Genomic DNA, 22,265 nt, shown 5'->3' on the forward strand with positions numbered 1-22,265 from the left:
GTCTCCGGGCCGTACGCCGTACGCCTGGGGCTCACCAGGGATCGAACCCGCCGTCGAGGAAGCGGGCCCGGCAGGCCGCGCGGGCCACCTTGCCGCTGCTGGTGCGGGGCACGGAGCCGGGCGGGACGAGCAGCAGTGCGGCGAGCCGCAGTCCGTGGCGGGCGAAGATCGCGGCGCGTACGTCGCGTTCCCTCGCGCGGGTCTCTTCCTCGGTGGGGTCGATCTCGTGGCGGTGCTCGGCGACCACGACGAGTTCCTCGCCCGTGTCGTCGGCGCGGGTCACACCGAAGGCGGCCAGCCGGTCCCTGCGGACGAGGTGCATCGCGCTCTGGACGGTCTCCTCGATGTCCTGGGGGTAGTGGTTGCGTCCGTCCACGATGATCACGTCCTTGAGGCGGCCGGTGACCAGCAGCCGTCCGTCGAGCAGAGCGCCGTAGTCGCCCGTGCGCAGCCAACCCCCGGGGTCGCGCAAGGTCCGATCGGCGCGCCTCCAGTAGCCGCGCCCGATGTTGGGTCCGCGCAGCTCGATCTCGCCGACTCGCCCCTGCGGCAGCGCGGCGCCCTCGGCGTCGACGATCCGCACCTCCTGGCCGACGGGCGCGCCGCAGGACACGAGCACGGCCGCCGCGCCCGCCAGGTCCTGTGCGCTCTCGATCCGCCCCTCGGCGAGCGCGCCCGCGTCGCACGCCACCGTCGTGGGCTCCGCCGCGGGCGCGTCCGTCGTCACGAACACGGTGGCCTCGGCCAGTCCGTACGCGGGACAGTGCGCCGCCGGGTCGAGGCCCGCGGGTGCGAAGGCGGCACGGAAGCGGTCGATGGTGCCCGGCCGCACCGGCTCGCCGCCGTTGATCAGCGCGCGTACGCGGTCGAGGCGCAGCTCGTCGGCCACGGTGGGGTCGGTGCGGGCCACGCAGTAGTCGTACGCGAAGTTGGGGGCGGCGCTGATCGTGCCGTCGTACGCGCTCAGCAGGCGCAGCCAGCGTGAGGGGTTCTCCAGGAAGGCCGCCGGGTCCATCAGGACGGAGGGGAAGCCGCCGAGGACGGGCGCGGCCACGCTGAGGACCAGGCCCATGTCGTGGAAGAGGGGCAGCCAGCCGACGGTCGTGGTGGCGCCGGGATCGTCGAGGTCGCCCGCGAAGGCGTCGATGGCCTGGCGGGCGTTGGCGACGACGTTGGCGTGGCTGATGATCACGCCCGCGGGGTCCCGGGTGGAGCCCGAGGTGTACTGGAGATAGGCGATGTCGTCGGGGACCGGCGCGGACTCGACCTCGTCGAAGGCGAAGCGCTGGAGGGGGAGCCGGTCGACGGGGACGACCGGTACGACGGGCAGCGCGTGGTCCAGGACGAAGGCGTCGACCGCGGTGACGGTGGCCGAGTCGGTGAGCACGCAGCCGGGTTCGCAGTCGGTGAGGACGGCCGCCAGTCCGCCCGCGTGACCGGGGAGCCGGGGGCTGAAGAGCGGTACGGCGATCACGCGTGCGTAGAGGCAGCCGAGGAAGGCCGCCACGTAGTCGAGTCCTTGGGGCATGAGCAGTGCGGCCCGGTCGCCGGGGGCGACGAGTGTCACGAGCCGGTCGGCGACGGCGCGGGCGCGGGCGTCCAGGGCCCGCCAGCCGAGGGTGCGGTGCTGTCCCGGGGACGCCGTGTCGGGGAAGTCGACGTGGCTGAAGGCGCGTTGCTGTGGGCGGTGGCGGGCCCAGTGCCGCAGGTGGTCCGTCAGTGGTGCGTCGGCGGGCGGCCGGGCGGGGGTCATGGGGTGGCTCCAACTCGTGTGGGCCGTGGGGCTGTTGCCCGGCGGGTTGGCAGGCAAGGGGGACGGGCCCAGCGTCCGCCGAGGGGTGCCGGTCGGGTTAGACGACGTATTGACAGTTCGTCACCCGGCTTCTGTCAGTCGGCTGACAAAGACCGGGCCTCAATGCGGCGTCCGGGGCCATGTCACGGGGGCTCCGGGCCGTCGACCGTCCGTGCCGTCGGGTCCCCGTTGTCGCCGAGTGACAATCCACACACCCACGTCTGTCCGCCGTTGACGGGGCGCGGCTCGTTACTTGCCGGTATCGTCTCCGAGCCCCCGACCGCGCCCGCAGAAGGGAGCCGCAGCGATGAACGGATTCCCCACCTCAAAGAGCGAGGACGCGGACCGCGGAGCCGTCGAGGCGACAGACTCCGTGGTGGACGCGACGGACGCGGGGGCCGCCCAGGAGACGGGCGACGAGCCCAACGGCCCCTTCAAGGCGATCCCTTCGGGCCTGCACCACCATCTCCGGCCGTTCTTCACCGACATCAGGGAAGAGGTCGTACGGGCGATCAGGACCGAGATCCCCGAGTACGCGCGCCCGACGGACGACACGTACATGCAGGTCGTCCAGCGGGGTGTCGAGCACGCCCTGCAGGGGTTCCTGGAGCGGATGGCGCAGCCGGACACCGACTGGGAGCCGGTGAAGGAGACCTATCGGCGCATCGGCCGGGGCGAGGCGGACGAGGGGCGCAGTCTCGACTCGTTCCAGTCCGCGCTGCGGCTCGGCGCGCGGGTGACGTGGCGTCGGATCAACGCGCTGGTCGACGCCGAACTGCTGCCGCGCCATGTGCTGGCCGCCTTCGGCGAGGCGCTGTTCCTGCATCTGGACGAGATGGCGGCCGCGACGACCGCGGGCTACACGGAGGCACGGCTGCACCGGGCGGGCGAGTTGCAGCAGCGGCGGGCCCGTCTCCTCGATCTGCTCACCGCCGATCCGCCGGCGTCGGCCGAGGCGATCAGCGAACTCGCGCACACCGCGGGGTGGCCGGTGCCGAGGGCGCTGGCGGTGGTCGCGATCGACCGTGGCCCGCGGCCCACGGCGGCGGGCCGGCCCATCGTGCCGCCGGAGTTCCTCGCCCGGTTCGACGTCCAGCCGGCCGTCCTCGTCGTGCCCGATCCGGAGGGGCCGGGGCGGTCGCGGGCGGTCTGCGGGGCGCTGCACGGGTTGCGTACGGCGATGGGGCCCACCGTGGCGCTGCACGAGGGCGCCCGGTCACTGCGCTGGGCGGCCGAGGCGCTGGAGCTGGTGCGGCGGGGCATCCTGCCCGACACTGAGATGGTGCGCTGCCAGGAGCACCTGGCCACGCTCCTGCTCTTCCGGGACGAGGCGTTGGTGGACGCGATGGCCGAACGCCGGCTGAGCCCGCTGGACCGGATGCGCTCGCCGCAGCGGGAGCGGCTCGCCGAGACGCTGCTGACCTGGCTGCAGAGCGGCCACAACGCGAGTGAGGTGGCGGCGCGGCTCGCCGTGCACCCGCAGACGGTCCGCTATCGGATGCGGCAGCTGGACGAGTTGTTCGGCGAGCGGCTCCACGATCCGACGGCCCAGTTCGAGATGCAGCTCGCGCTGCGGGCGCTGGCGCTGCGGCGGGCCGCCGGGGCCCGGTGACGGTCACGCCCTGCGGAGTGTGCGGTTGGCGCCCGCGGCGGCCGTCGTCGCGAGCAGCCAGCCGAGGCAGACCAGGACCGCGGCCGCCCACTGGAGGCCGCCGCGTGGGCTGAACGCCTGTTCCTGTCCGAAGTCGACGAGCGGCAGTACCAGGTCGAAGGTGTAGATGGCGGCCTGGAAGCGGGGCGGCTTGCCCGGGTCGACGGGCTGCGGGGGCCAGCGGGTGAACAGCAGGATCCCGCTCAGCACGATCGCGCACAGCCACCAGACGGCGCGCATCGGCAGATAGCCGTAGCCGACGGTGATGTCCTGGAGGCCGCTCCACACCCGCCCCGGCCACGGCAGGGTGGTGCGCAGCCGCTGCTGCTTGGCGAGCAGGACCGTACGGGCGTCGCCGTCGTGCCCGTGCCGGCGGTAGGCGGCGGCCAACTGCTCGTAGAGCTGTGGGGTGAAGCCCTCGGGGGACAGCAGGCTGTCGTAGACCACGCCCTCCCTGCGCAGCGCCGTGGGCCAGCTCTCGGGGGTGCCGCTCAGGACGGTGACGCGGGTGTGGCTGAGGTCGACCGTGCCGCGTACGGGTGCGCGAAAGCGCATGTCGAGTTCGGAGGCGGTGGAGCGGCGGCTGAGGAGGGCGGGCTGTCCGACGGGGGCGTCGACGAGTCCGTCCTTGAAGCAGAACCGGCTGCGTACGGTGACGCTGCTCATCGAGAGCCGGCCGCGCGCGGTGAAGCCGTCGCAGAGGTTGAACTCGGCGCCGACGTCTATGCCGTGGGCGCGCAGCGCGGGCCCGTGCTCCGCGGTCAGCGAGGCGTCCTCGAACAGCGCGCCGCCACCCACCCGGGCGTCGCACAGATCGACCGTGCCTTCGGCGACGAGGCCGCCGCGGCAGTTCAGGTCGCCCCCTATGTGCAGCCGGTTGGCCTTCAGCGCCATCCCGGACGGGTTGCGCAGCTCGGCGCGCTTGGGCACGACACTGCCCAGTACGGAGGTGTCCCGCAGGTCGGTGCAGCCGTCGACGCGCAGGCCTCCAGGTGCAGGGTGCCGCCGATCGAGGCGCCGTAGAGATCGATGGGACCCGCCACCCGGCACCGGGTGAGTTCGCACTGCCGGCCGATCGTGACGCCGACCGCGGAGAGCCCGGGCAGCTCGCAGTCGCGGAGCTCCAGCGCCCCCAAGGAGGCGCCGTCGAGGCGGGGGACCTGCTCGAAACGGCAGGAGCGCAGCCGTAGCGTCCCCGCGACGACCGCCTCGGCCAGGTCGAGTCGCCCGGTGATCCGTACGTCCCTGAGCCTGAGCCTCGGCAGGTGGCCCGGTTCGGCGGGCGGCGGTGCGAGCAGCAGCCGGCGCACCACCGACGCCCGGACCGACGGAAAACGCGGCATCGCTACCCCAAGGAGCGCACGGGGCAACCTGAAGCGCCGCGTGACTTCCTGGACAGTCGTCCAGCTATAGTGGACATCTGTCCAGGAGACATCTGTCCAGGAACACCGTGGACAGCCGTGTACGAGGGAGCTTGCTGACGATGGAGACGGTCGCGAACGTGCTGGTGGGCCTGGTGGCCGCGCTGCACGCGTACATACTCGTGATGGAGATGTTCCTGTGGGAGAAGAAGCCGGGGCGCGGTCTGCACGGCTTCGACCCGGAGATGGCCCGGGCGACCGCGCCGATGGCCGCCAACCAGGGGCTCTACAACGGGTTTCTCGCGGCGGGCCTGGTGTGGGGGCTGATCGCCGCCGATCCGACCGGGTTCCGCGTCCAGGTCTTCTTCCTGGTGTGCGTCGTGGTCGCCGGGGTGTACGGGGCGCTCACCGCCAACCGCCGCATCCTCTTCGCGCAGGCCCTGCCCGGCGCGCTCGCCCTGGCCGCCGTCCTGCTCGCGCGGTGACGCCCGAGGACCCGCGGGCCGCCCGCACCCGCGACAAGCTGCGCCGGGCGCTCCTCGCGGAGTGCGCCGAGCACCCGCTGGAGGAGGTCGGCGTCGCCGCGCTGGTGCGGCGGGCCGGGGTCGGCCGGGCCACCTTCTATGTGCACTACGCCGACCTGGAGGCACTGGCCGTCGACGCCTGCGCCGATGTCGTACGGGAGGCCGTGGAGGCGCTGCACGCGTGGCGCGGGCGACCCGACCCGGTGTCCGCACCGCCCGCCCTGCTCGCGTTCTTCGCCGACCTCGCCCCGCACGCCGGTCTCTACCGCGCGCTGCTCAGCCCGGGCGGGGGCGGCCCGCTCGGGCACGTCCTCCATCGCGACCTTCGCGCCCGCAGCCTGGCCGAGCGCACCCTCGCGGGCGCCGCGGACGCCCCGCTGGTGGCCTCCGCGGTCGCCGCCACGTTCGCGGGGGTGCTCGCCGACTGGCTGCACGGACTCCTTGAGGGCACCCCGGACGAAGTCGCCGACCAGGTATGGCAGTTGCTGGTCGCCCTGCACATGAGCCGCTGAACTCTCACCTGCAGGCCGCCTGCTCCTTCGTGGCGGGCCATGCCTCCACCCCGTGGTTCGTGCGTACGTACGCCGTGGCCTTGTCGTCCGTCAGCCAGAGCGCCCAGCCTTGGAAGCGGTATCCGGTGTCGTGCGCGAGGGCGGGCATGCGGACGTCCCCCCTGTACGCCGCTGTGAGCAGGTGGCTCCCGAGCACCCCCCGTGGATCGCGGGCGTATTGCCTGACGTCCTTGCGCCCGCCCAGCGCGAGGAAGTGGACGCTCTCCCAGTCGCAGTGCTCCTGCCCCGTCGAGCTGCTCACCGTCGTGGTGGGCAGGCGACGGCCGTCCCGGTCGGTCCAGATCTCGAACCTGTTGTCCGTGAAACTCGCGGGGAGTTCGGCCGGGTCGCAGGAGGCGTAGGTCTCCGGGCCCCAACCGGGGCGGTGCGGCTGGTCCTTGGCGACGACAACGGCGACCTTGGTCCTGCCGTCGACGTCGTACGAGAACAGGACGCGGCCCGTCGCTCTGCGCTCCACCCGGTAGCCGTGATCGGGCAGTTCGGGCTGGTCCATGTCGAAGTACGCGTTCAGGCCCTCCTCCGGCGTCGAGCCGCCGTCACGCTCGGCCCACCCGTCGCCCCCACCGCCCGAGTAGATCGCGCCGTCGCACTCCAACGCCCGGCCGGCCGCGCCCGAGCTCTCCTCGAGTTCTCGGGCACTGCCGTCCGCGCTCTGCCTGAACGGCAGGTCCAGCCGCCCCGCGTACGGCGTGGCCGGGGGCGTACCGGTGACGACGAGGTCCTCGCGCACCCCGTCGTCGTCGCACCCCACCGCCGCCAGCCCCACCAGCGCCACCGCCGCCACGATCCCTCTGCGCATCCCGCCCCCTGTTCGACGCACACCCGCTGTCCCTCCTCCGACGCACGAGGGAGCCTGATCGTTCGTACGAGGGACGGTGAGCGCTCCTACGAGGGACGGTGGGCGCTCGTCGCTCAGCGAGCCGCCTGGAACGTGCGCCGGTAGGCCCCCGGCGAGACGCCGATCGCCGCGTGCAGGTGCTGACGGAGCGAGGTGCCCGTCGCGAAACCGACCTCGCCGGCGATCTGGTCCACCGAGAGGTCGCTGGACTCCAGCAGATGGCGGGCCCTGACGACGCGCTGCTGGATGAGCCAGCGTCCGGGGCTCATGCCCACCTCGTCGTTGAAGCGGCGGGCGAAGGTGCGCAGGCTCATGCGGGCGTGTCCGGCGAGATCGGCCAGGGTCAGCGGGTCACCCAGTCGGGCGAGGGCCCACCCACGGGTCGCCGCCGTGCTGGTCGCCGCCGCGTCCGGCACGGGCTGCTCGATGTACTGGGCCTGACCGCCGTCGCGCCAGGGCGGCACCACACAGCGCCGGGCCACCTTGTTGGCGAGCTCACTGCCGTGGTCATTGCGCAGGATGTGCAGACAGACGTCGACGCCGGAGGCGGCACCGGCGGAGGTGAGGATCGTGCCGTCGTCCACGAAGAGCACGTCCGCGTCCAGGAGCACCCCCGGGAACAGGCGCCGGAACTCGTCGGCCACCTGCCAGTGCGTGGTCGCCCGTCGCCCGTCCAGGAGACCGGCCGCCGCCAGCACGAAAGCGCCCGTGCAGATGGAGACGATGCGGGTGCCCGGGCGGATGAGCGCGAGCGCCGCGGTGACCTCGGCGGAGAGCTCCACGGTCACGGCGGCCGGGTCGATGGCGGGGATCACCACCGTGTCCGCCGTGCCCAACACCTCGGGGCCGTGCTCGACGGTGACCGAGAAGTCCGCGTTGCAGCGCACCGGGCGACCGTCGACGGTGCAGGTCAGCACCTCGTACCGGCCGTCCGCGGCGCCGAAGATCCGGCTGGGGATGCCCAGCTCGAAGGGGTAGACGCCGTCCAGTGCCAGGACGGCCACGCGCTCCACACGCTCCACTCGACTCATGGCACGATCCTATCGAAGGTTGGCAATCTTGCCATTTCGCGGAGCGCGCCGGCCCGGCACGCTGTGTTCATGAGCACTACGAACACGATGCGCGCGATCAGTCAGGACGTCCTCGGCGGGCCCGAGGTACTCAAGGAAGTGGAGACGGAGCGGCCGACCCCCGGGCCGAGCGAGGTACTGGTGCGGGTGCGGGCGGCCGGGGTCAACCCGACCGACTGGAAGCACCGGGCGACGGGCGGGTTCCTGGGACAGCCGCCCTTCGTCCTGGGCTGGGACGTCTCCGGAGTGGTGGAGGCCGTCGGCGTCGGCGTCACCCTGTACGAGCCCGGCGACGAGGTCTTCGGCATGCTGCCCTACCCGTTCGGGCACGGCTCGCACGCCGAGTACGTCACCGCGCCCGCCCGCTCCTTCGCGCCCAAGCCGGCCGGGATCGACCACACGGAGGCGGGCGCCCTGCCGCTGGTCTCGCTGACCGCCTGGCAGGCGCTGGTCGACACGGCCGATCTGCGGCCGGGGCAGCGGGTGCTGATCCACGCCGCGGCCGGCGGCGTCGGGCATGTGGCCGTGCAGATCGCCAAGGCGCGCGGCGCATATGTGATCGGCACGGCGAGCGCGGGCAAGCACGAGTTCCTGCGCGGCCTCGGCGCCGACGAGCTGATCGACTACCGGGAGACCGACTTCACCGAGGCGGTCCGCGACGTCGATGTCGTCCTGGACACGATCGGCGAGGAGAACACCTTCCGTTCGCTGCGGGTACTGCGCGAGGGCGGGATCGTGGTGTCGATCCTGCCGATGGGGTCGGAGGAGCTCTACAAGGAAGCCGCGGCGCTCGGTGTGCGGGCGGCGCGGATGCTGGTGGAGGCGGACCACGCGGGCATGCGGGCGGTCGCGGACCTCGTCGACGCGGGCAAGCTGCGCGCGACGATCGCCGGGACGTTCCCGCTGGCCGATGCCGCCGAGGCACACGCGCTCGGCGACACCGGCAGGACCACGGGGAAGCTCGTGCTCACGGTCGACTAGAAGGCGAGTACGGGTCGTCGACCAGAAGGCAACTACAGGTCGTCGGCTAGAAGGTCAGTACGGGCTTGATCGTCTTGCCCGCCTTCATGTCCCGCACCGCCTGCTCGATGTCCGCGAACGGATAGGGGCTGATCAGGCGGTGCAGCGGGAGCCGCCCCTCCTTCACGAGCTGGACCAGCGCGGGGATGAAGGTCTGGGTCTCGCCGTCCCCGAGGGTGAGGCCGACGATCCGCCTGCCGGGGATCAACCCGTTGACGTCCAGGGCGACTTCGGTACCGAAGGGCGGGGCGCCGACCACGACCAGGGTGCCGCGCGCGGCGAGCGCGTCGGCGCCCTGGCGCAGTACGGCGACGCTGCCGGTGGTCTCGACAACACCGTCGGCGCCGTGACCGTCCGTCAGCAGCGCGACGGCCTCGCCGAGGTCGGCCTCACCCGCGTCGATCGTGTGCGTCGCACCCAACTCCTTTGCCAGGGTGAGGCGTTCGGCGACCCGGTCGACCGCGATGATCCTTGTGGCGGGGGTCAGGGCGGCGGCCATCACCGCGGACAGGCCGACCGCACCGGCGCCCAGCACGACGAGGGCGTCGCCGAGCCTGGGCTTCAGCACGTTCCAGACCGCACCGACCCCGGTCTGCACCCCGCAGCCCAGGGGGGCGATGGACTCCAGCGGCACATCGGGGTCGACCTTCACCAGGCTGCGCGCGTCGACCAGCGCCCGCTCGGCGAAGGAGGACTGCCCGAAGAAGTGTCCGCCGAGCGGGGTCCCGGCGCGGCTGATCGTGCTGGTGCCGTCGGCGCGCCGGCCACCGATGAGGTTCAGCGGCAGCCAGGTGGCGCAGTAGGCGGGGTGTCCGTCACGGCAGTTGTGGCAGCCGCCGCAGGAGGTGAAGGACAGGACGGCATGGTCGCCCGGGGCGACGCCGGTGACGTCCGGTCCGACGGCCTCGACGACGCCCGCTCCCTCGTGGCCGAGGACGCCGGGCAGGGGGAAGGGCAGACCGCCGCTCGCCACACCGAGGTCGGTGTGGCACAGGCCGGTCGCCACCATACGGACGAGGACTTCACCGGAGCCGGGCTCGTCGAGGTGGACATCGGCGAGCGTGAACGGCGCGCCTGAGGACTCGACCACGGCCGCGCGGGTGGGGGTGGACATCGTACGAACTCCCTTTGGTGATGGTGCGCGGTTCAGCCGAGCGAGACGACGACGGACTTGACCTTGGTGTAGGAGGCGAGGGCCTCGGGCCCGTACTCCCGGCCGAAACCGGAGTCCTTGACCCCGCCGAAGGGGACCGCGGGGTCGAGCATCGCCCAGTCGTTGATCCAGACGATGCCCGCCTGGAGCCGGTCGGCGACGCGGTGCGCGCGGGTGAGGTCGGTGGTCTGGATGCCCGAAGCCAGGCCGTACGGGGTGGAGTTGGCAAGTTCGACGGCCTCGTCCTCGCTGTCGAAGGGCTGGACGGTGAGGACCGGGCCGAAGATCTCCTCCTGGATCACGCGGGAGTCGTTCGGCAGGCCCGCGAGGACCGTGGGCTTGTAGTAGTAGCCGCCGTTCAGGTCGAGCCGCTCACCGCCGCAGACGATGCGGGCGCCCTCCTTGCGGGCCAGTTCGACGTACTCCTCGACCTTCCGGAGGTGCCTCTCCCCCGCCATCGGACCGACGACGGTCTCGGGGGCGCGGGGGTCGCCGACCGGGACGCCGGGGACGGCGTCGGCGAGGATGTTCAGCAGGGTGCTGTACACCGAACGTGCCACCAGCAGCCGCGGGCCGCCCATGCAGAACTGTCCGGTATTGAAGACGAATCCCTTGATGACCGCGCCGACCGCCTTCTCCAGGTCGGCGTCCTCGAAGACGACGTGGGCCGCGTTGCCGCCCAGTTCCATGGTGACCGGCTTGAGCGCCTCGCCCGCGACGCTCGCGGCGTGCCGGCCGACGGCGGTCGAACCGGTGAAGGCGAGCTTGTCGATGCCGGGGTTGCGCAGCAGGGCCTCGCCCGCGACCGGTCCGGTGCCGGTGACGACGTTCACCACACCGTCCGGGACCCCGGCCTCCTGGAGCAGGCGGGCCATGTACAGGGCGCTGAGCGGGGTCTCGTCGGCGGGCTTGTGCACCACGGTGTTCCCGGCCGCGAGAGCCGGGGCGAGCTTCGAACTGGAGAGGATCAGCGGGAAGTTGAAGGGCGTGATCGCGGCGACCACGCCGAGCGGTCCCCGGCGCGTGTACGCGAGGGCGCCCAGCGGGGTGTCGCGGGTGGCGCCGTCCAGGGTCTGGGCGAGTGCGGCACAGTACTCGTACTCGTCGGCCGCCGTGAGCACGTCGACGGGGCGGCACAGGGATATGGGCTTGCCGACGTCCAGACTCTCCAGGGCGGCGAGCTCGTCGGCGTTCTCGCGGATGAGCTCCGAGACGCGGTGCAGCACCCTGCCCCGCTCCCGTCCGCTCAGACCGGCCCAGGGGCCGTGATCGAAGGCCTCCCGTGCGGCGCGTACGGCGGCGTCCACGTCCGCCGCACCCGCCTCGGCGACCGTCGTGACCACCTGGCCGGTGGACGGGTCGATCACGTCCGTACGCGCTCCGTCGGCCGCCTCGCGCCACTGTCCGCCGATGAACAGCCGCCCGGGCCCGCTCTCGAAGGTGGTCGTCATTGCCCACTCCTCAGCCTTGATCGGCAAGATTTCAACCAACAGGATTCCTGTTGGTTCGCAGTCTCATTACGGACAGGTTTCCTGTCAATGCCTTAGGCTGAACCCATGGTCGGCACCCAGGTAACGAAGGCACCTCCATCCCTGCTCTACATGGTCAAGCAGGTGGAGCTCGTCGTGCGCTCCCACCTCGACGAACTGGTGAAGCCGGCGGGGATCACCGCACTGCAGTACACGTCGCTCACCGTGCTGGAACGACACGACGGCCTCTCGGCGGCACAGCTCGCGCGGGACTCCTTCGTGACCGCACAGTCGATGGCCGACCTGGTGCGCTCACTGGAGAACCGCGGACTGATCCGCCGCGAGCGCAATCCGCACAACCGGCGCGAGCTGCTGATCCTGCTCACCGACGAGGGGCGCGAGCTCCTCGCGCGGTACACCGACGCGGTACGTGAGCTGGAGGAACGCATGGTGCGCGAGCTCAGCGCACACCAGACGGATCAGTTCCGCCAGGCTCTGTCCAAGGCGTGGCACGCTCTGTCGTGATCCGCGTGGCCGACCCGAGGGGCGACTCACCCTCCAAATCGCAGACATATGTCAATCGAACATGCTGGAATTCACTCCAACGAGGGTAACTTGCAGAGCAGGGAACGGTTTTGCGGGCCCTGCCACCAGGAGTGGGTCAGCAGCCGGTTGGAGGCGATGTCGCCGTGACGTACGACCCCGCACCGCCCACCCGCCATCTGCGCGTCCGCCTGGACCGGGGTCACACGGTGCTGGAGTTCCAGGGGGAGATCGACATCGTCGCGGCGCTGGAGATCACGCCGTACCTGGACGCCCTGACGGGTCATCCGGAGCCGCAGATCGTGATCGACCTGCGGCCCGTGGAATTCTTCGACTGCTCCGGGCTGCGCCTGCTCTACCGCGCCAGGAGCCGCGTTCTCGACCGGGGCGGCCGGCTGCACCTGGTCTGCACCCGGCCGCTGACACTGCGCGTCCTCAAGGTGACCGGCCTGGCCAAGCTCCTGCCGCCCTCGGCGTCGCTGGACGCGGCCCTGGGTCAGCCGGAAGCCACGTCGGGCACGTTATAACCCCTGCCGACCGGACGGTGTGACCTCGGCCGGTTCCCCCTCGCTCACTTCAGGATCTTGGTCACCTGCCCCGCCCCTACCGTCCTGCCGCCCTCCCGGATGGCGAACTTCAGGCCTTCCTCCATGGCGATGGGCTGGATGAGCTGCACGTTCATGGTGGTGTTGTCGCCCGGCATGACCATCTCCGTGCCCCTGGGAAGAGTCACGACACCCGTCACGTCCGTCGTGCGGAAGTAGAACTGCGGCCGGTAGTTGTCGAAGAAGGGCGTGTGCCGTCCGCCCTCGTCCTTCGACAGGATGTACGCCCGCGCCTCGAACTGCGTGTGCGGGGTGACCGAACCCGGCCTGATCACGACCTGCCCCCGCTCCACGTCGTCGCGCCTGACCCCGCGCAGCAGCAGGCCGACGTTCTCCCCCGCCCGGCCCTCGTCGAGGAGTTTGCGGAACATCTCGATGCCCGTGACGGTCGTCCTCGTCTTCTGCTCGTGGATGCCGATGATCTCGACCTCGTTGTGGACCTTCAGCACCCCGCGCTCGATCCGGCCGGTGACGACCGTGCCGCGACCCGTGATGGTGAAGACGTCCTCGATCGGCATCAGGAAGGGCCGGTCGACGTCCCGGACCGGCTCGGGCACGAACTCGTCGACGGCCGCGAGCAGTTCGAGAACGGAGGCACTCCACTTCGGGTCGCCCTCCAGCGCCTTGAGCGCGGAGACCTGGACGACCGGAACGTCGTCGCCGGGGAACTCGTACTCGGTGAGCAGCTCACGCACCTCGAGCTCGACGAGTTCCAGGATCTCCTCGTCGTCGACCATGTCCGTCTTGTTGAGGGCGACGACGATGTACGGGACGCCGACCTGTCGGGCGAGCAGCACATGCTCCTTGGTCTGCGGCATCGGCCCGTCCGTCGCCGCGACCACCAGGATCGCGCCGTCCATCTGCGCGGCCCCGGTGATCATGTTCTTGATGTAGTCGGCGTGCCCCGGACAGTCGACGTGCGCGTAGTGCCGGGCTTCCGTCTGGTACTCGACATGGGCGATCGAGATGGTGATGCCGCGCTGGCGTTCCTCCGGCGCCTTGTCGATCTGGTCGAACGGCGTGAAGGGGTTCAGGTCGGGAAACCGGTCGTGCAGAACCTTCGTCACGGCCGCCGTGAGTGTCGTCTTCCCGTGGTCGATGTGCCCGATGGTGCCGATGTTGACATGCGGCTTGGTCCGCTCGAACTTCGCCTTCGCCACTGCGAGCCCTCCTGATCGCCTGGGTGACGCCGAGCGTTGCTGCGCCGCTTCCTGGCGGGGGGCGAGCGAGGTACCGAACGCTGAACGAGGTCAGGAAGGGTCGCTCTTCCTGTTTATTCGCTCGGGGGCGCGTCGAACAGGGCGCTGACGGACTCACCGTTGTGAATGCGGCGCACGGCCTCGGCGAGCGCCGGGGCGATGGACAGGATCCGCAGCTTCTCGGTGTGCTCCTCGTCCGGCACCGGCACGGTGTTGGTGCACACGATCTCCAGGACGTCCTCCTGTTCGCTCAGCCGCTTGAGCGCGCCTGCCGCGAACAGCCCGTGGGTGCAGGCGACCCGGATGGACCGCGGCCCCAACTCCCGCAGCCGCTCCAGGAGTTCGAGGACGGTACTGCCTTTGGCGATCTCGTCGTCGAGGACGATGACATCGCGCCCGGTGATCTCACCGATGACGGAGCTGATGCTCACCCGGTCGTCGGCGAACCGCTGCTTGGCACCGGCCGCCACCTGGGCGCCGATCAGCCGGGCGAAGGCCGCGGCCTCCTTGGCGTTGCCCAGGTCCGGCGACACGACCGTCGTACGCGACAGATCGTGACCGCGGAAGTGCGCGGCGAGCTCCCGCAGGGCGTGCAGATGGTCGACCGGCACCGAGAAGAACCCGTGGACCTGCGGGGAGTGCAGCGTCATCGCGAGGACGCGGCTGGCCCCGGCCGCCACCAGCAGGTCGGCGACCAGCCGACCGCCCATGGAGATCCGCGGCATGTCCTTCTTATCCGAACGGGCATACGAATAATGGGGCATGACCACGGTGATCCGCCCTGCGGAGGCACCACGCGCCGCGTCGCACATCATCAGCAGTTCGACGAGGTGCTCCTGCACGGGGGTGACCAGCGGCTGCACGAGGAACACATCGCGCTCGCGACAGTTGGCCTGGAGCTGGACCTCCAGGCAGTCGTTGGCGAACCGGCTGACCCGGGTCGGGCTGAGGGGCACGCCGAGATGGGCGCAGACCTCTGCCGCCAGCTCGGGATGGGCACTACCGCTGAACACGGCGATGTCACGCACGACCGCTCCTCGCAAGATCGATCCGGGTGCGCCGCCGGTTGGCATGATCGACCCGGGATGCGTGCCTCATGCTACTGGGCCCAGCCCAGGTACTCCCACCGGGGGAAATTCGGTTGCGCACGGTCACGGGGCATACGCCAGGATGGTCCCGCCAGCGCCCCCCACCCATGGGAGAACGACATGCGCCGATTCCTCGGAACTTCTCAGCGCCCCCACCGGACGACTGTTCCCGAGGACTCGACCACGCATGGACACTCTGAACATCGGCATTCTGGCCCACGTCGACGCGGGTAAGACCAGCCTCACCGAGCGGCTGCTCTTCGACGCCGGCGCCATCGACCGGCTCGGCAGCGTCGACGCCGGTGACACCCGCACGGACGACGGGGAGATCGAGCGCCGGCGCGGGATCACCATCCGCTCGGCCGTCGCCGCCTTCACCGCCGGCGACGTCCAGATCAACCTCATCGACACCCCCGGGCACGCCGACTTCATCGCCGAGGTCGAGCGCGCCCTGGAGGTCCTCGACGGCGCCGTGCTGCTCCTGTCCGCCGTGGAGGGCGTACAGGCACAGACCCGCGTCCTGATGAAGACCCTGCGACGGCTCGGGCTGCCCACCCTGATCTTCGTCAACAAGATCGACCGGGCGGGTGCGCGGGAGGCGGGGCTCCTCGACGACATCCGGCGCCGCCTCACGCCGTACGTCGTCCCGCTCGTCGGTGTGCGCGGCCTCGGCACCGCGCGTGCCCGTCTCGTCCCGCGTCCGCTGGACGAGACGGCGGCCGGCACACTCGCGGAGGTGGACACGGACGTCCTCGCCGCGGTCGTGGACGGCCCCGCGCCGACCCCGGACGACCTGGCGGCCGCGCTCGTCGCGCGCACCGCCGACGGCTCCCTCCACCCGGTCTTCTTCGGGTCCGCCCTGGGTGGGCAAGGGGTCACCGAGCTGGTCGAGGGGCTGAGCCGGCTCGTCCCGCGCCCGACGGCCTCCGCCTCGGCCGAGCCACGGGGCACGGTCTTCGCCGTGCGCCCCGGACCCGGCGGCGAGCGCACGGCGTATCTGCGGTTGTACGGCGGTGAAGTGACGCATCGTCAGCGGCTCGTGTTCACCCGGCGCGAGGCCGACGGGCGCACCACACAGGTCCCTGGCCGGGCCCGGGAACTGGAGGTCGTGGGGCGGCCGGGGGCCGCCGCCCTGACCGCGGGCAACATCGCCGCGCTCCGGGGCGTCGTCGGCATCCGCGTCGGCGATCGGCTCGGTGAGGTCACCGGCCGTGCGCCGCAGTTCGCGGCGCCGACCCTGGAGACCCTCGTCCGGGCCCGGCACCCCGACCAGGCGGCCCCGCTGCGCTCGGCCCTCCTCGCGCTGGCCGACCAGGACCCGCTGATGCACGCCAGGCCCGCCGCGTCCGGCAGCACCGCGCTCCTCCTCTACGGCGAGGTGCAGAAGGAGGTCCTGGCGGCCACGCTCGCCCAGGACTTCGGCATCGAGGCGGAGTTCGAGCCGAGCCGGGTGCGGTTCCTGGAACGGCCGGACGGCACCGGCGAGGCCTGCGAGGAGATCCAGCGGCACGGGCACGCCGGATTCTGGGCCACGATCGGGCTGCGGATCGAGCCCGGACCACACGGTTCCGGCGGCGTCTTCACGTACGAGACCGAGCTCGGCGCCCTGCCCCGGGCCTTCCACCAGGCGATCGAGGACACGGTCCACGCGACCCTGCTCTCCGGTCGGCACGGCCGGCCGGTCACCGACTACCGGGTGACGCTCGTCCGTTCCGGATTCGTCGCGCCGCTCAGCACGGCCGCCGACTTCCGCGGCCTCACCCCGGTCGTGCTGCGCCGCGCGCTGGAGCGGGCGGGCACGCGGGTGTACGAGCCGTACCACGCCTTCGAGGTGGAGCTCCCGCTCGATGCGCTGGCCCCGGTCACGGCTCGGCTCGCCGCGCACGGCGCACGGTTCGGGGAGACGACCGGCGGCCGGACCTGCTGGCTCGTCACCGGCGAGCTGCCGGCCCGGCAGGTACGGGAGGTCGAGCTGCGGCTGCCGGGGCTCACCCACGGCGAAGGGGTCTGGTGGTCCCGCCCGTCGGGGGACCGCCGCGTGTAGTGCGGCGGATGCGGTACGGCCGGCGGACGCTGCACTCACTCGGCATACGGCGATGTGTGGTGACCGGTGCCGCCGGAGTGGACGCGCTCCCGCCCGCACTCCCCGTCAGCGACGTCAATCCGCCAACAGGGCGGCCTAGTAGGTGATTTGGGGGGCATCCGGTGAGCAGGAAGGAGGACCGTCGAATGACGACGTCCATCAAGCGCCTGCCCAAGCGCATGCCCGCGTGGGCCAAGGCGATCACTGCCGTCGTGCTGGTGCTCGTGGTGCTGTTCGCCGGGCTGCGCCTGGCCGTTCTGCCTGGGCTGCGCGACCTGTTCGGCACCCAGACGCACGACCGCTCCGGACCAGCCCTCCTCAAGTCGATCCAGGACATGAGCCGTTACGACGCCGCCTCGGGCAACTTCCAGGTGGTGGTGGACCTGGAGAAGGACGCCAAGTACCTGCCCGACGCGATCCGCGGCACCCGCACGCTGTACGTGGGGGCCGGCACGGTCGAGGCGTATGTCGACCTCGGTTCGCTCGCCAAGAAGGACGTGACGGTCGACGCCGACCGCACCACGGCCACCCTGCGGCTGCCGCACGCGTTCCTCGGCAAGCCCGCACTCGACCCCAACCGTTCGTACGCCGTCTCCAAACAGCGAGGTCTGCTCGACCGGCTCGGCGACTTCTTCTCAGACAACCCGGACAGCGAACAGGCCGTGCAGAAGCTCGCGGTCAAGCACATCGGCGACGCGGCGAAGGACAGCGAGCTCACCACGCGGGCCGAGGCGAACACCACCGGCATGCTCGACGGTCTGCTGCGCTCCCTCGGCTTCAAGGAGGTGAGCGTGAGCTACGGCGCCTGAGCCGGGCCGTACTCCGGCGAGGGTCCGGTGGGGCGAGGCCGTCGCCCCACAGGGCCCGGAGAAGACCGTTCCGTAACAGGACGGGCTCGGCATCGAAGGGCGCTTCGCGGGTAACCGCCCTTACCTGCAGAACAGTTGAAACCGGGAGAATCGAATGGTCCGTACGGCGTCACTCATGAGCACCCTGCGCACCACCGGTACAGCGAAATCCGGTCGACGGTCATCGGTACCCGCGCAGGAGCGCAAGGCGCTCCCGCTGCCCGTGCGGCTGCTCGTGATGCTGCTGGCCTTCGTGGCCATGGTGGCGTTCGCGGTCGCGCTGGCCCGCCTGACGCTGGAGCCGTCACCGGCGTCGAAGGCGCTGATCCACACCAATCTGCACCCCGGCAGTTCTCTGCGGGCCTATCTCGACCAGCCGGCGCTGCGCGACGCCGTGAAGCAGATCGGCGGGAACGTCGTGCTCGGTGTGCCGTTCGGCGTGCTGGTACCCGTGCTGATTCCCAAGGCCCGGGGGATCCTGCGCGTTCTGCTGCTCACCGCGGTGGTGATGCTGCTGGTCGAGTTGGTCCAGGGCACGCTGATCACCGGACGCGCCTTCGACATCGACGATGTCATCCTCAACACGTCCGGAGCGCTGGTGGGTTATCTGCTGCTGGGGCGGCGGATCGGCCGGGCGGTGCATCCCAAGCGCCGTCGGCAGGGCCGGCGCAATCGGCGCGGGGCCCCGAAGGCATGAGGGACCGCACGCCACGACCGTCCGCCCGCGGCCCCCACCGCGGGCGGACGGCGTTGATCGGCCGGAGTCGAGACTGGGGGCGATCGACTGGGGGCGGCCTCTCAGCAGCCCATGGACCAGGTGTGCGAGTCACCGCGGTCGTTCGCCACGGCGTTGTAGCCGACCTCCTCCCCCGGTCCGAGACAGATGGTCATGGCGCCGCCCTGCCAGGCGTCCTCGTAGACCTTCACGTGGTCCTTGACGCCGGGGCCCGAGATGCCGTGGTTGGCCCAGGAGGAGTCGGTGTCGGCGATCCAGCTCTCCCACCACCCGTCGTCCCCCGACCAGTTGGCCCGCTGGCCGTCGAAGTTGGCGTTCTCCCAGACGCAGAAGTTGCCGCTGGGACAGTCGGCCGCGCCGGAGGGGGTGGCCAGGGCGAGACCGCCGGTGAGGGCGAGCAGGGCCGCTGCGGCGGAGAGGGCGAGACGCTGGGTGATCACGAAGGGTCACTGCCTTTCTTCATGGTTGCCTGGACGGTCCGCTCGGCGTACAGGTCCGCCGCGCGGCGCAGTGCACGGGTGCGCAGCTGCCGGTAGGTGGTCAGTTGTCCGTGCCGCTCGGCGCGGACCCGGGCCAGCAGGGCCGGTTCCAGCCGCGCCCGCAGCCGGGTGAGGCCGCTCTCACGTGCACAGCGCGAGGAGACGGCGGGGTCGGGGCGGCCGGGTCGGGCCCCGTGCGCCGGGGTGACACAGCGGGTCCAGCGGGCGGTCGCGGCGCGGTAGTCGGGGTCGCGCTTCATGCGCTGCTGAGCCTCGGCCCGCAGGTTGTTCACCACGACCCGAGTACGGAACCAGAGCCGCTGGTCGCCGTAGAGATCGCGCTCGGCGGCGGCGAGACAGCCGTCCGTGTGCGCGGTGACGGTGTAGCCGGTGGCGAGGGTGACGGAGAGCTCGGGGTGGCCGCGGCCGAAGAGGGCGCCCTGCAGTCGGCGGTCCTGCGGGGCCGAGGCGCTGTGGTCCTGCGGGGCCGAGGCGTTCGGGAGGGTCAGTCCCTGCCTGGCCAGACAGCGGTCGACGAGCACCTGCTGGGCGGCGTCGATGAGGTCGTCGCGGTCGCGCTCGGTCCTGGGCAGCGGGGGCACGGCCCGCTGCGCCGTCGCCGTGGAGCACCCCGCCAACGCCAGCACCGCGAGCGCGGCGGCGGCGAACGCGCGAAGGAGTCGCACGGGTCAGCCGACCTCGCACCCCATCATGGTGTCGGCGACGCCGTCGAGCCGGGCGCCCCAGGGCCAGTTGTCGGCCAGGTCGTGCGCCCGGATCAGCCGGGCGTAGCAGGTGCCGCGGCCCCAGTCGATGGCGTACACGGCGGAATCGGCGTTGGACCTGAAGGATGCGGCCTTGTCGTGCAGGAACTCCGGGACGTCCGTATAGCCCGGTGGGGTGTAGCACCACGACGAGCCGTGCTGTCCGGAGGCGGTCCAGAAGCACACGTCTCCGGCCCGCGACGCGCCGTGCGTCGCCGCGCTCGCCGGTACGGCGGCGAGGAGGGCGGTCGAGGCCAGCAGACCGGTCGAGGCGAGGAGGGCGGCGGCGGGCACGGCGAAGCCACGGGGCATGACGACTCCCGGAGGGAAGAGGGGGCGCCGGGGCGGTCGCGATCACCCGGCAAGATCAACCGTGCCCTCGCGGGCATCGGCCCATGCCGGGTTCCCGCCCTTTGCCGATCTTTCCTGGGGTGCGGGGTCATTCCTCCCGCGACAGCTCACACCGGCGCGAACCCCGAGGTCCGCGCGCTCCCCGCGCCTCGGCCGTGCCGTCCGGCGCCGCGGCCTGATCCGCCGGACCGGCTCTGGCGCCCTGATCCGCCGGACCGGCTAGTGCCCTGATCCGCCGGACAGACCCTGGCGCGCCGCCCAGGTGAACTTGTCGCCGCCCACCCAGCGCACCACGTCCGGGTCGTCGAGATCGTGGATATGGATCCCTTGGGAGCCGGCGAACGTCAGGACATCGGTGATCGACTTCGCCTCGCCGACCATTTCCCCGTCGATCTCCACGATCCGAAAGGGCGGGTCGGACGGCTGCACCCCGAGCACCATGACCCGCGGGTAGGTGATGTGGGGGCTCGAGATTTCGGTCATGTCTAGAGCGTACTAGAACGTAGATCGATTCCCGCGAGCGGGTCCAGGCGAGTGACACTCCGCCGTGCGGACCGACGGCGGCTGGACAAGGCTTGAAGGGCTTGAAAGGGGCGAAAAGCTCACGGAAGGTGGTGCCGGTGGATCCCGTCGAGGCCCTGGACCGGATCGCGTTCCTGCTGGAGCGCACCCAGGCCCCCACGTATCGCGTACGGGCCTTCCGCACCGCGGAGGCCGTGCTGGCCGCGCTGCCCGCCGGGGAGGTCGAACGGCACGTCGCCGCCGGAACCCTGGAGTCGCTGAAGGGCATCGGACCGAAGACGGCGCACGTCGTGCGCGAGGCGGTGGCCGGTCAGCCGCCCGGCTATCTCGAGACGCTGGAACAGGAGGCCGCGGGCCCCCTCGCCGAGGGCGGTGCACCCCTGCGGGCGCTGCTGCGCGGCGACTGCCATCTGCACTCCGACTGGTCGGACGGCGGCAGCCCGATCGAGAAGATGGGCCGGACCGCCGCGCGCCTCGGGCACGAGTGGGCGGTGCTCACGGACCACTCGCCGCGGCTGACCGTGGCACGGGGCCTGTCCCCCGAGCGGCTGCGCGAGCAGTTGGCGGTGGTGGCGGAGCTCAACCGCCGGTGGGCCCCCTTCAGGCTGCTCACCGGCATCGAGTGCGACATCCTCGACGACGGATCGCTCGACCAGGAGCCGGAGTTGCTGGAGTCGCTGGACGTCGTGGTGGTGTCGGTGCACTCCAAGCTGCGCATGGACGCCAGGTCGATGACCCGCCGTATGGGCACCGCCGTACGCAATCCGCACGCGGACGTGCTCGGGCACTGCACCGGCCGGCTGCTCACCGAGCGGCGGCGGCCCGAGTCGGAGTTCGACGCGGACGCGGTCTTCGCCGCCTGCGCGGAGTCCGGTACCGCCGTGGAGATCAACTGCCGCCCGGAACGTCTCGACCCACCGCGCCCGCTGCTGCGCCGGGCGCTCGACGCGGGCGTGCTCTTCTCGATCGACACCGACGCGCACGCCCCCGGCCAGCTCGACTGGCAGATCCACGGCTGCGCGCGGGCCGAGGAGTGCGGGGTGCCCGCCGAGCGCGTGATCACCACCTGGAGCGAGGACGAGCTGCTGGCCTGGACCCAATCGCGGACGGCGCCGACCCGTGTGACCAGCACCTGACGGGCGTAGGCTGGACGGCGAGAGCAAACCCGCGCCCGAGCCCCCGGACGCGTGAAGTCGTACGGCGAGCCGAGACGTGACGCGCACGGCGACCCGAGAACCGTCCGCCCCCTGACCCCCTCCGGGTGACGCAGATCACCGCTCCTGCCCAGGTCACGCGGGAACACCCCTCGGTAGTTCCCCGTTAAACCAACCGTGGGTGTGGATGGGACAGTGTCCCCGGGCCTCACCTTTTGCCCACAGGGACGATCGTTCGGCTGAAGCCCTGTGGAGCCTCTCGCCGAGAGGTGACCGCCATCCGTGCCCACCACAGACGGCCCCGACCGAGATTCCCCCGTCCGGTCGGGGCCTTTTCATGTCCGGCGCCAGGCCCGGCCCGCCGTGCGCTGCCGCCCTGCCCTGCCGCCCCCGCCGTGGGCGGCCGCCTCCGCTTGACTTCGAGTGCTCTCCAATCCGTAGCG

23 protein-coding genes are annotated in these 22,265 nt (G+C 71.6%); 10 read left to right on the forward strand and 13 right to left on the reverse strand.

All coding sequences use genetic code 11. The features are described from left to right. Nucleotides 1-31: 31 nt before the first annotated feature. Nucleotides 32-1,753, reverse strand: a complete 1,722-nt coding sequence (locus ACZ7M2_RS22600; protein WP_471596766.1) for a fatty acyl-AMP ligase — start codon at nucleotides 1,751-1,753, stop codon at nucleotides 32-34. Between the two features lie 346 nt (nucleotides 1,754-2,099). Between ACZ7M2_RS22600 and ACZ7M2_RS22605 the strand changes: the two genes are divergently transcribed. Then, nucleotides 2,100-3,404, forward strand: a complete 1,305-nt coding sequence (locus tag ACZ7M2_RS22605) for a PucR family transcriptional regulator (protein ID WP_471596767.1) — start codon at nucleotides 2,100-2,102, stop codon at nucleotides 3,402-3,404. A 3-nt stretch (nucleotides 3,405-3,407) separates the two neighbouring features. On the opposite strand, the gene ACZ7M2_RS22610 is transcribed toward ACZ7M2_RS22605, so the two are convergent. Then, nucleotides 3,408-4,373, reverse strand: coding sequence for a hypothetical protein (locus tag ACZ7M2_RS22610; RefSeq protein WP_471596768.1), 966 nt, complete (start codon nucleotides 4,371-4,373; stop codon nucleotides 3,408-3,410). Next, a complete protein-coding gene (locus ACZ7M2_RS22615; RefSeq protein ID WP_471596769.1) occupies nucleotides 4,328-4,786 on the reverse strand; it encodes a hypothetical protein in 459 nt (152 codons plus the stop codon). Before ACZ7M2_RS22615 ends, ACZ7M2_RS22610 begins: the two co-directional genes overlap by 46 nt. Before the next feature lie 140 nt (nucleotides 4,787-4,926). Between ACZ7M2_RS22615 and ACZ7M2_RS22620 the strand changes: the two genes are divergently transcribed. Together ACZ7M2_RS22620 and ACZ7M2_RS22625 are read left to right on the forward strand one after the other, a co-directional pair. Continuing rightward, the gene (locus ACZ7M2_RS22620; RefSeq protein WP_054234260.1) at nucleotides 4,927-5,289 is read left to right on the forward strand and encodes a DUF1304 domain-containing protein; all 363 of its coding nucleotides are present in this window, start codon (nucleotides 4,927-4,929) and stop codon (nucleotides 5,287-5,289) included. Next, entirely contained in the window at nucleotides 5,286-5,840 is a 555-nt protein-coding gene (locus ACZ7M2_RS22625; RefSeq protein WP_471596770.1) for a TetR/AcrR family transcriptional regulator, read from the forward strand. Before ACZ7M2_RS22620 ends, ACZ7M2_RS22625 begins: the two co-directional genes overlap by 4 nt. A 4-nt stretch (nucleotides 5,841-5,844) precedes the next feature. Here ACZ7M2_RS22625 and ACZ7M2_RS22630 read toward each other — a convergent pair whose 3' ends face one another. Next, entirely contained in the window at nucleotides 5,845-6,699 is an 855-nt protein-coding gene (locus tag ACZ7M2_RS22630; protein WP_471596771.1) for a hypothetical protein, read from the reverse strand. 113 nt (nucleotides 6,700-6,812) lie between these two features. Continuing rightward, the gene (locus ACZ7M2_RS22635; protein ID WP_471596772.1) at nucleotides 6,813-7,769 is read right to left on the reverse strand and encodes a GlxA family transcriptional regulator; all 957 of its coding nucleotides are present in this window, start codon (nucleotides 7,767-7,769) and stop codon (nucleotides 6,813-6,815) included. Nucleotides 7,770-7,838: 69 nt separating this feature from the next. Here ACZ7M2_RS22635 and ACZ7M2_RS22640 point away from each other — a divergent pair, with 69 nt between their 5' ends. Beyond that, nucleotides 7,839-8,789, forward strand: coding sequence for an NADP-dependent oxidoreductase (locus ACZ7M2_RS22640; protein WP_471596773.1), 951 nt, complete (start codon nucleotides 7,839-7,841; stop codon nucleotides 8,787-8,789). A 46-nt stretch (nucleotides 8,790-8,835) separates the two neighbouring features. Here the strand turns inward: ACZ7M2_RS22640 and ACZ7M2_RS22645 are convergent, their stop codons facing one another. Then, nucleotides 8,836-9,942 carry an NAD(P)-dependent alcohol dehydrogenase gene (locus tag ACZ7M2_RS22645; protein ID WP_471596774.1) on the reverse strand — a complete coding sequence of 369 codons (1,107 nt, stop codon included), beginning with the start codon at nucleotides 9,940-9,942 and terminating at the stop codon, nucleotides 8,836-8,838. Nucleotides 9,943-9,974: 32 nt separating this feature from the next. Beyond that, nucleotides 9,975-11,432: an aldehyde dehydrogenase family protein gene (locus ACZ7M2_RS22650; RefSeq protein WP_471596775.1), complete on the reverse strand. Its 1,458-nt coding sequence runs from the start codon at nucleotides 11,430-11,432 to the stop codon at nucleotides 9,975-9,977. A 105-nt stretch (nucleotides 11,433-11,537) separates the two neighbouring features. On the opposite strand from ACZ7M2_RS22650, the gene ACZ7M2_RS22655 reads away from it, so the two are divergent. Continuing rightward, a complete protein-coding gene (locus ACZ7M2_RS22655) occupies nucleotides 11,538-11,975 on the forward strand; it encodes a MarR family winged helix-turn-helix transcriptional regulator (protein WP_099919104.1) in 438 nt (145 codons plus the stop codon). Nucleotides 11,976-12,139: 164 nt separating this feature from the next. After that, complete coding sequence (locus tag ACZ7M2_RS22660) at nucleotides 12,140-12,520, forward strand: anti-sigma factor antagonist (protein ID WP_352045109.1); 381 nt, start codon at nucleotides 12,140-12,142, stop codon at nucleotides 12,518-12,520. Between the two features lie 44 nt (nucleotides 12,521-12,564). Here ACZ7M2_RS22660 and tuf read toward each other — a convergent pair whose 3' ends face one another. Together tuf and ACZ7M2_RS22670 are read right to left on the reverse strand one after the other, a co-directional pair. Next, a complete protein-coding gene (gene tuf, locus ACZ7M2_RS22665; protein WP_403701446.1) occupies nucleotides 12,565-13,758 on the reverse strand; it encodes an elongation factor Tu in 1,194 nt (397 codons plus the stop codon). Nucleotides 13,759-13,871: 113 nt separating this feature from the next. Beyond that, on the reverse strand, nucleotides 13,872-14,825 hold the full coding sequence (locus ACZ7M2_RS22670) for a ribose-phosphate diphosphokinase (protein WP_266418006.1): 954 nt from the start codon (nucleotides 14,823-14,825) through the stop codon (nucleotides 13,872-13,874). Between the two features lie 247 nt (nucleotides 14,826-15,072). On the opposite strand from ACZ7M2_RS22670, the gene otr(A) reads away from it, so the two are divergent. The 3 genes from otr(A) (at nucleotide 15,073) to ACZ7M2_RS22685 (ending at nucleotide 18,513) form a co-directional block, all read left to right on the forward strand. Beyond that, nucleotides 15,073-16,929: a tetracycline resistance ribosomal protection protein Otr(A) gene (gene otr(A), locus ACZ7M2_RS22675; protein ID WP_471596776.1), complete on the forward strand. Its 1,857-nt coding sequence runs from the start codon at nucleotides 15,073-15,075 to the stop codon at nucleotides 16,927-16,929. Between the two features lie 185 nt (nucleotides 16,930-17,114). Next, nucleotides 17,115-17,777, forward strand: coding sequence for a DUF4230 domain-containing protein (locus ACZ7M2_RS22680; protein ID WP_352045105.1), 663 nt, complete (start codon nucleotides 17,115-17,117; stop codon nucleotides 17,775-17,777). A gap of 175 nt (nucleotides 17,778-17,952) precedes the next feature. Next, nucleotides 17,953-18,513 carry a VanZ family protein gene (locus ACZ7M2_RS22685; protein WP_471596777.1) on the forward strand — a complete coding sequence of 187 codons (561 nt, stop codon included), beginning with the start codon at nucleotides 17,953-17,955 and terminating at the stop codon, nucleotides 18,511-18,513. A 101-nt stretch (nucleotides 18,514-18,614) separates the two neighbouring features. Here the strand turns inward: ACZ7M2_RS22685 and ACZ7M2_RS22690 are convergent, their stop codons facing one another. The 4 genes from ACZ7M2_RS22690 to ACZ7M2_RS22705 form a co-directional block, all read right to left on the reverse strand. After that, nucleotides 18,615-18,992 carry a peptidase inhibitor family I36 protein gene (locus ACZ7M2_RS22690; protein WP_067360281.1) on the reverse strand — a complete coding sequence of 126 codons (378 nt, stop codon included), beginning with the start codon at nucleotides 18,990-18,992 and terminating at the stop codon, nucleotides 18,615-18,617. Beyond that, the gene (locus ACZ7M2_RS22695) at nucleotides 18,989-19,717 is read right to left on the reverse strand and encodes a hypothetical protein (RefSeq protein ID WP_471596778.1); all 729 of its coding nucleotides are present in this window, start codon (nucleotides 19,715-19,717) and stop codon (nucleotides 18,989-18,991) included. The genes ACZ7M2_RS22690 and ACZ7M2_RS22695 overlap by 4 nt, the downstream gene beginning before the upstream one ends. 3 nt (nucleotides 19,718-19,720) lie before the next feature. Further along, nucleotides 19,721-20,107, reverse strand: a complete 387-nt coding sequence (locus tag ACZ7M2_RS22700) for a hypothetical protein (RefSeq protein WP_471596779.1) — start codon at nucleotides 20,105-20,107, stop codon at nucleotides 19,721-19,723. A gap of 258 nt (nucleotides 20,108-20,365) precedes the next feature. Beyond that, nucleotides 20,366-20,629, reverse strand: a complete 264-nt coding sequence (locus ACZ7M2_RS22705; RefSeq protein ID WP_352045101.1) for a hypothetical protein — start codon at nucleotides 20,627-20,629, stop codon at nucleotides 20,366-20,368. A 137-nt stretch (nucleotides 20,630-20,766) separates the two neighbouring features. On the opposite strand from ACZ7M2_RS22705, the gene ACZ7M2_RS22710 reads away from it, so the two are divergent. After that, nucleotides 20,767-21,804 carry a PHP domain-containing protein gene (locus tag ACZ7M2_RS22710; RefSeq protein ID WP_471596780.1) on the forward strand — a complete coding sequence of 346 codons (1,038 nt, stop codon included), beginning with the start codon at nucleotides 20,767-20,769 and terminating at the stop codon, nucleotides 21,802-21,804. The last annotated feature ends 461 nt before the right edge of the window (nucleotides 21,805-22,265 follow it).

It is taken from the genome of Streptomyces sp. NPDC111507 (assembly GCF_055638955.1).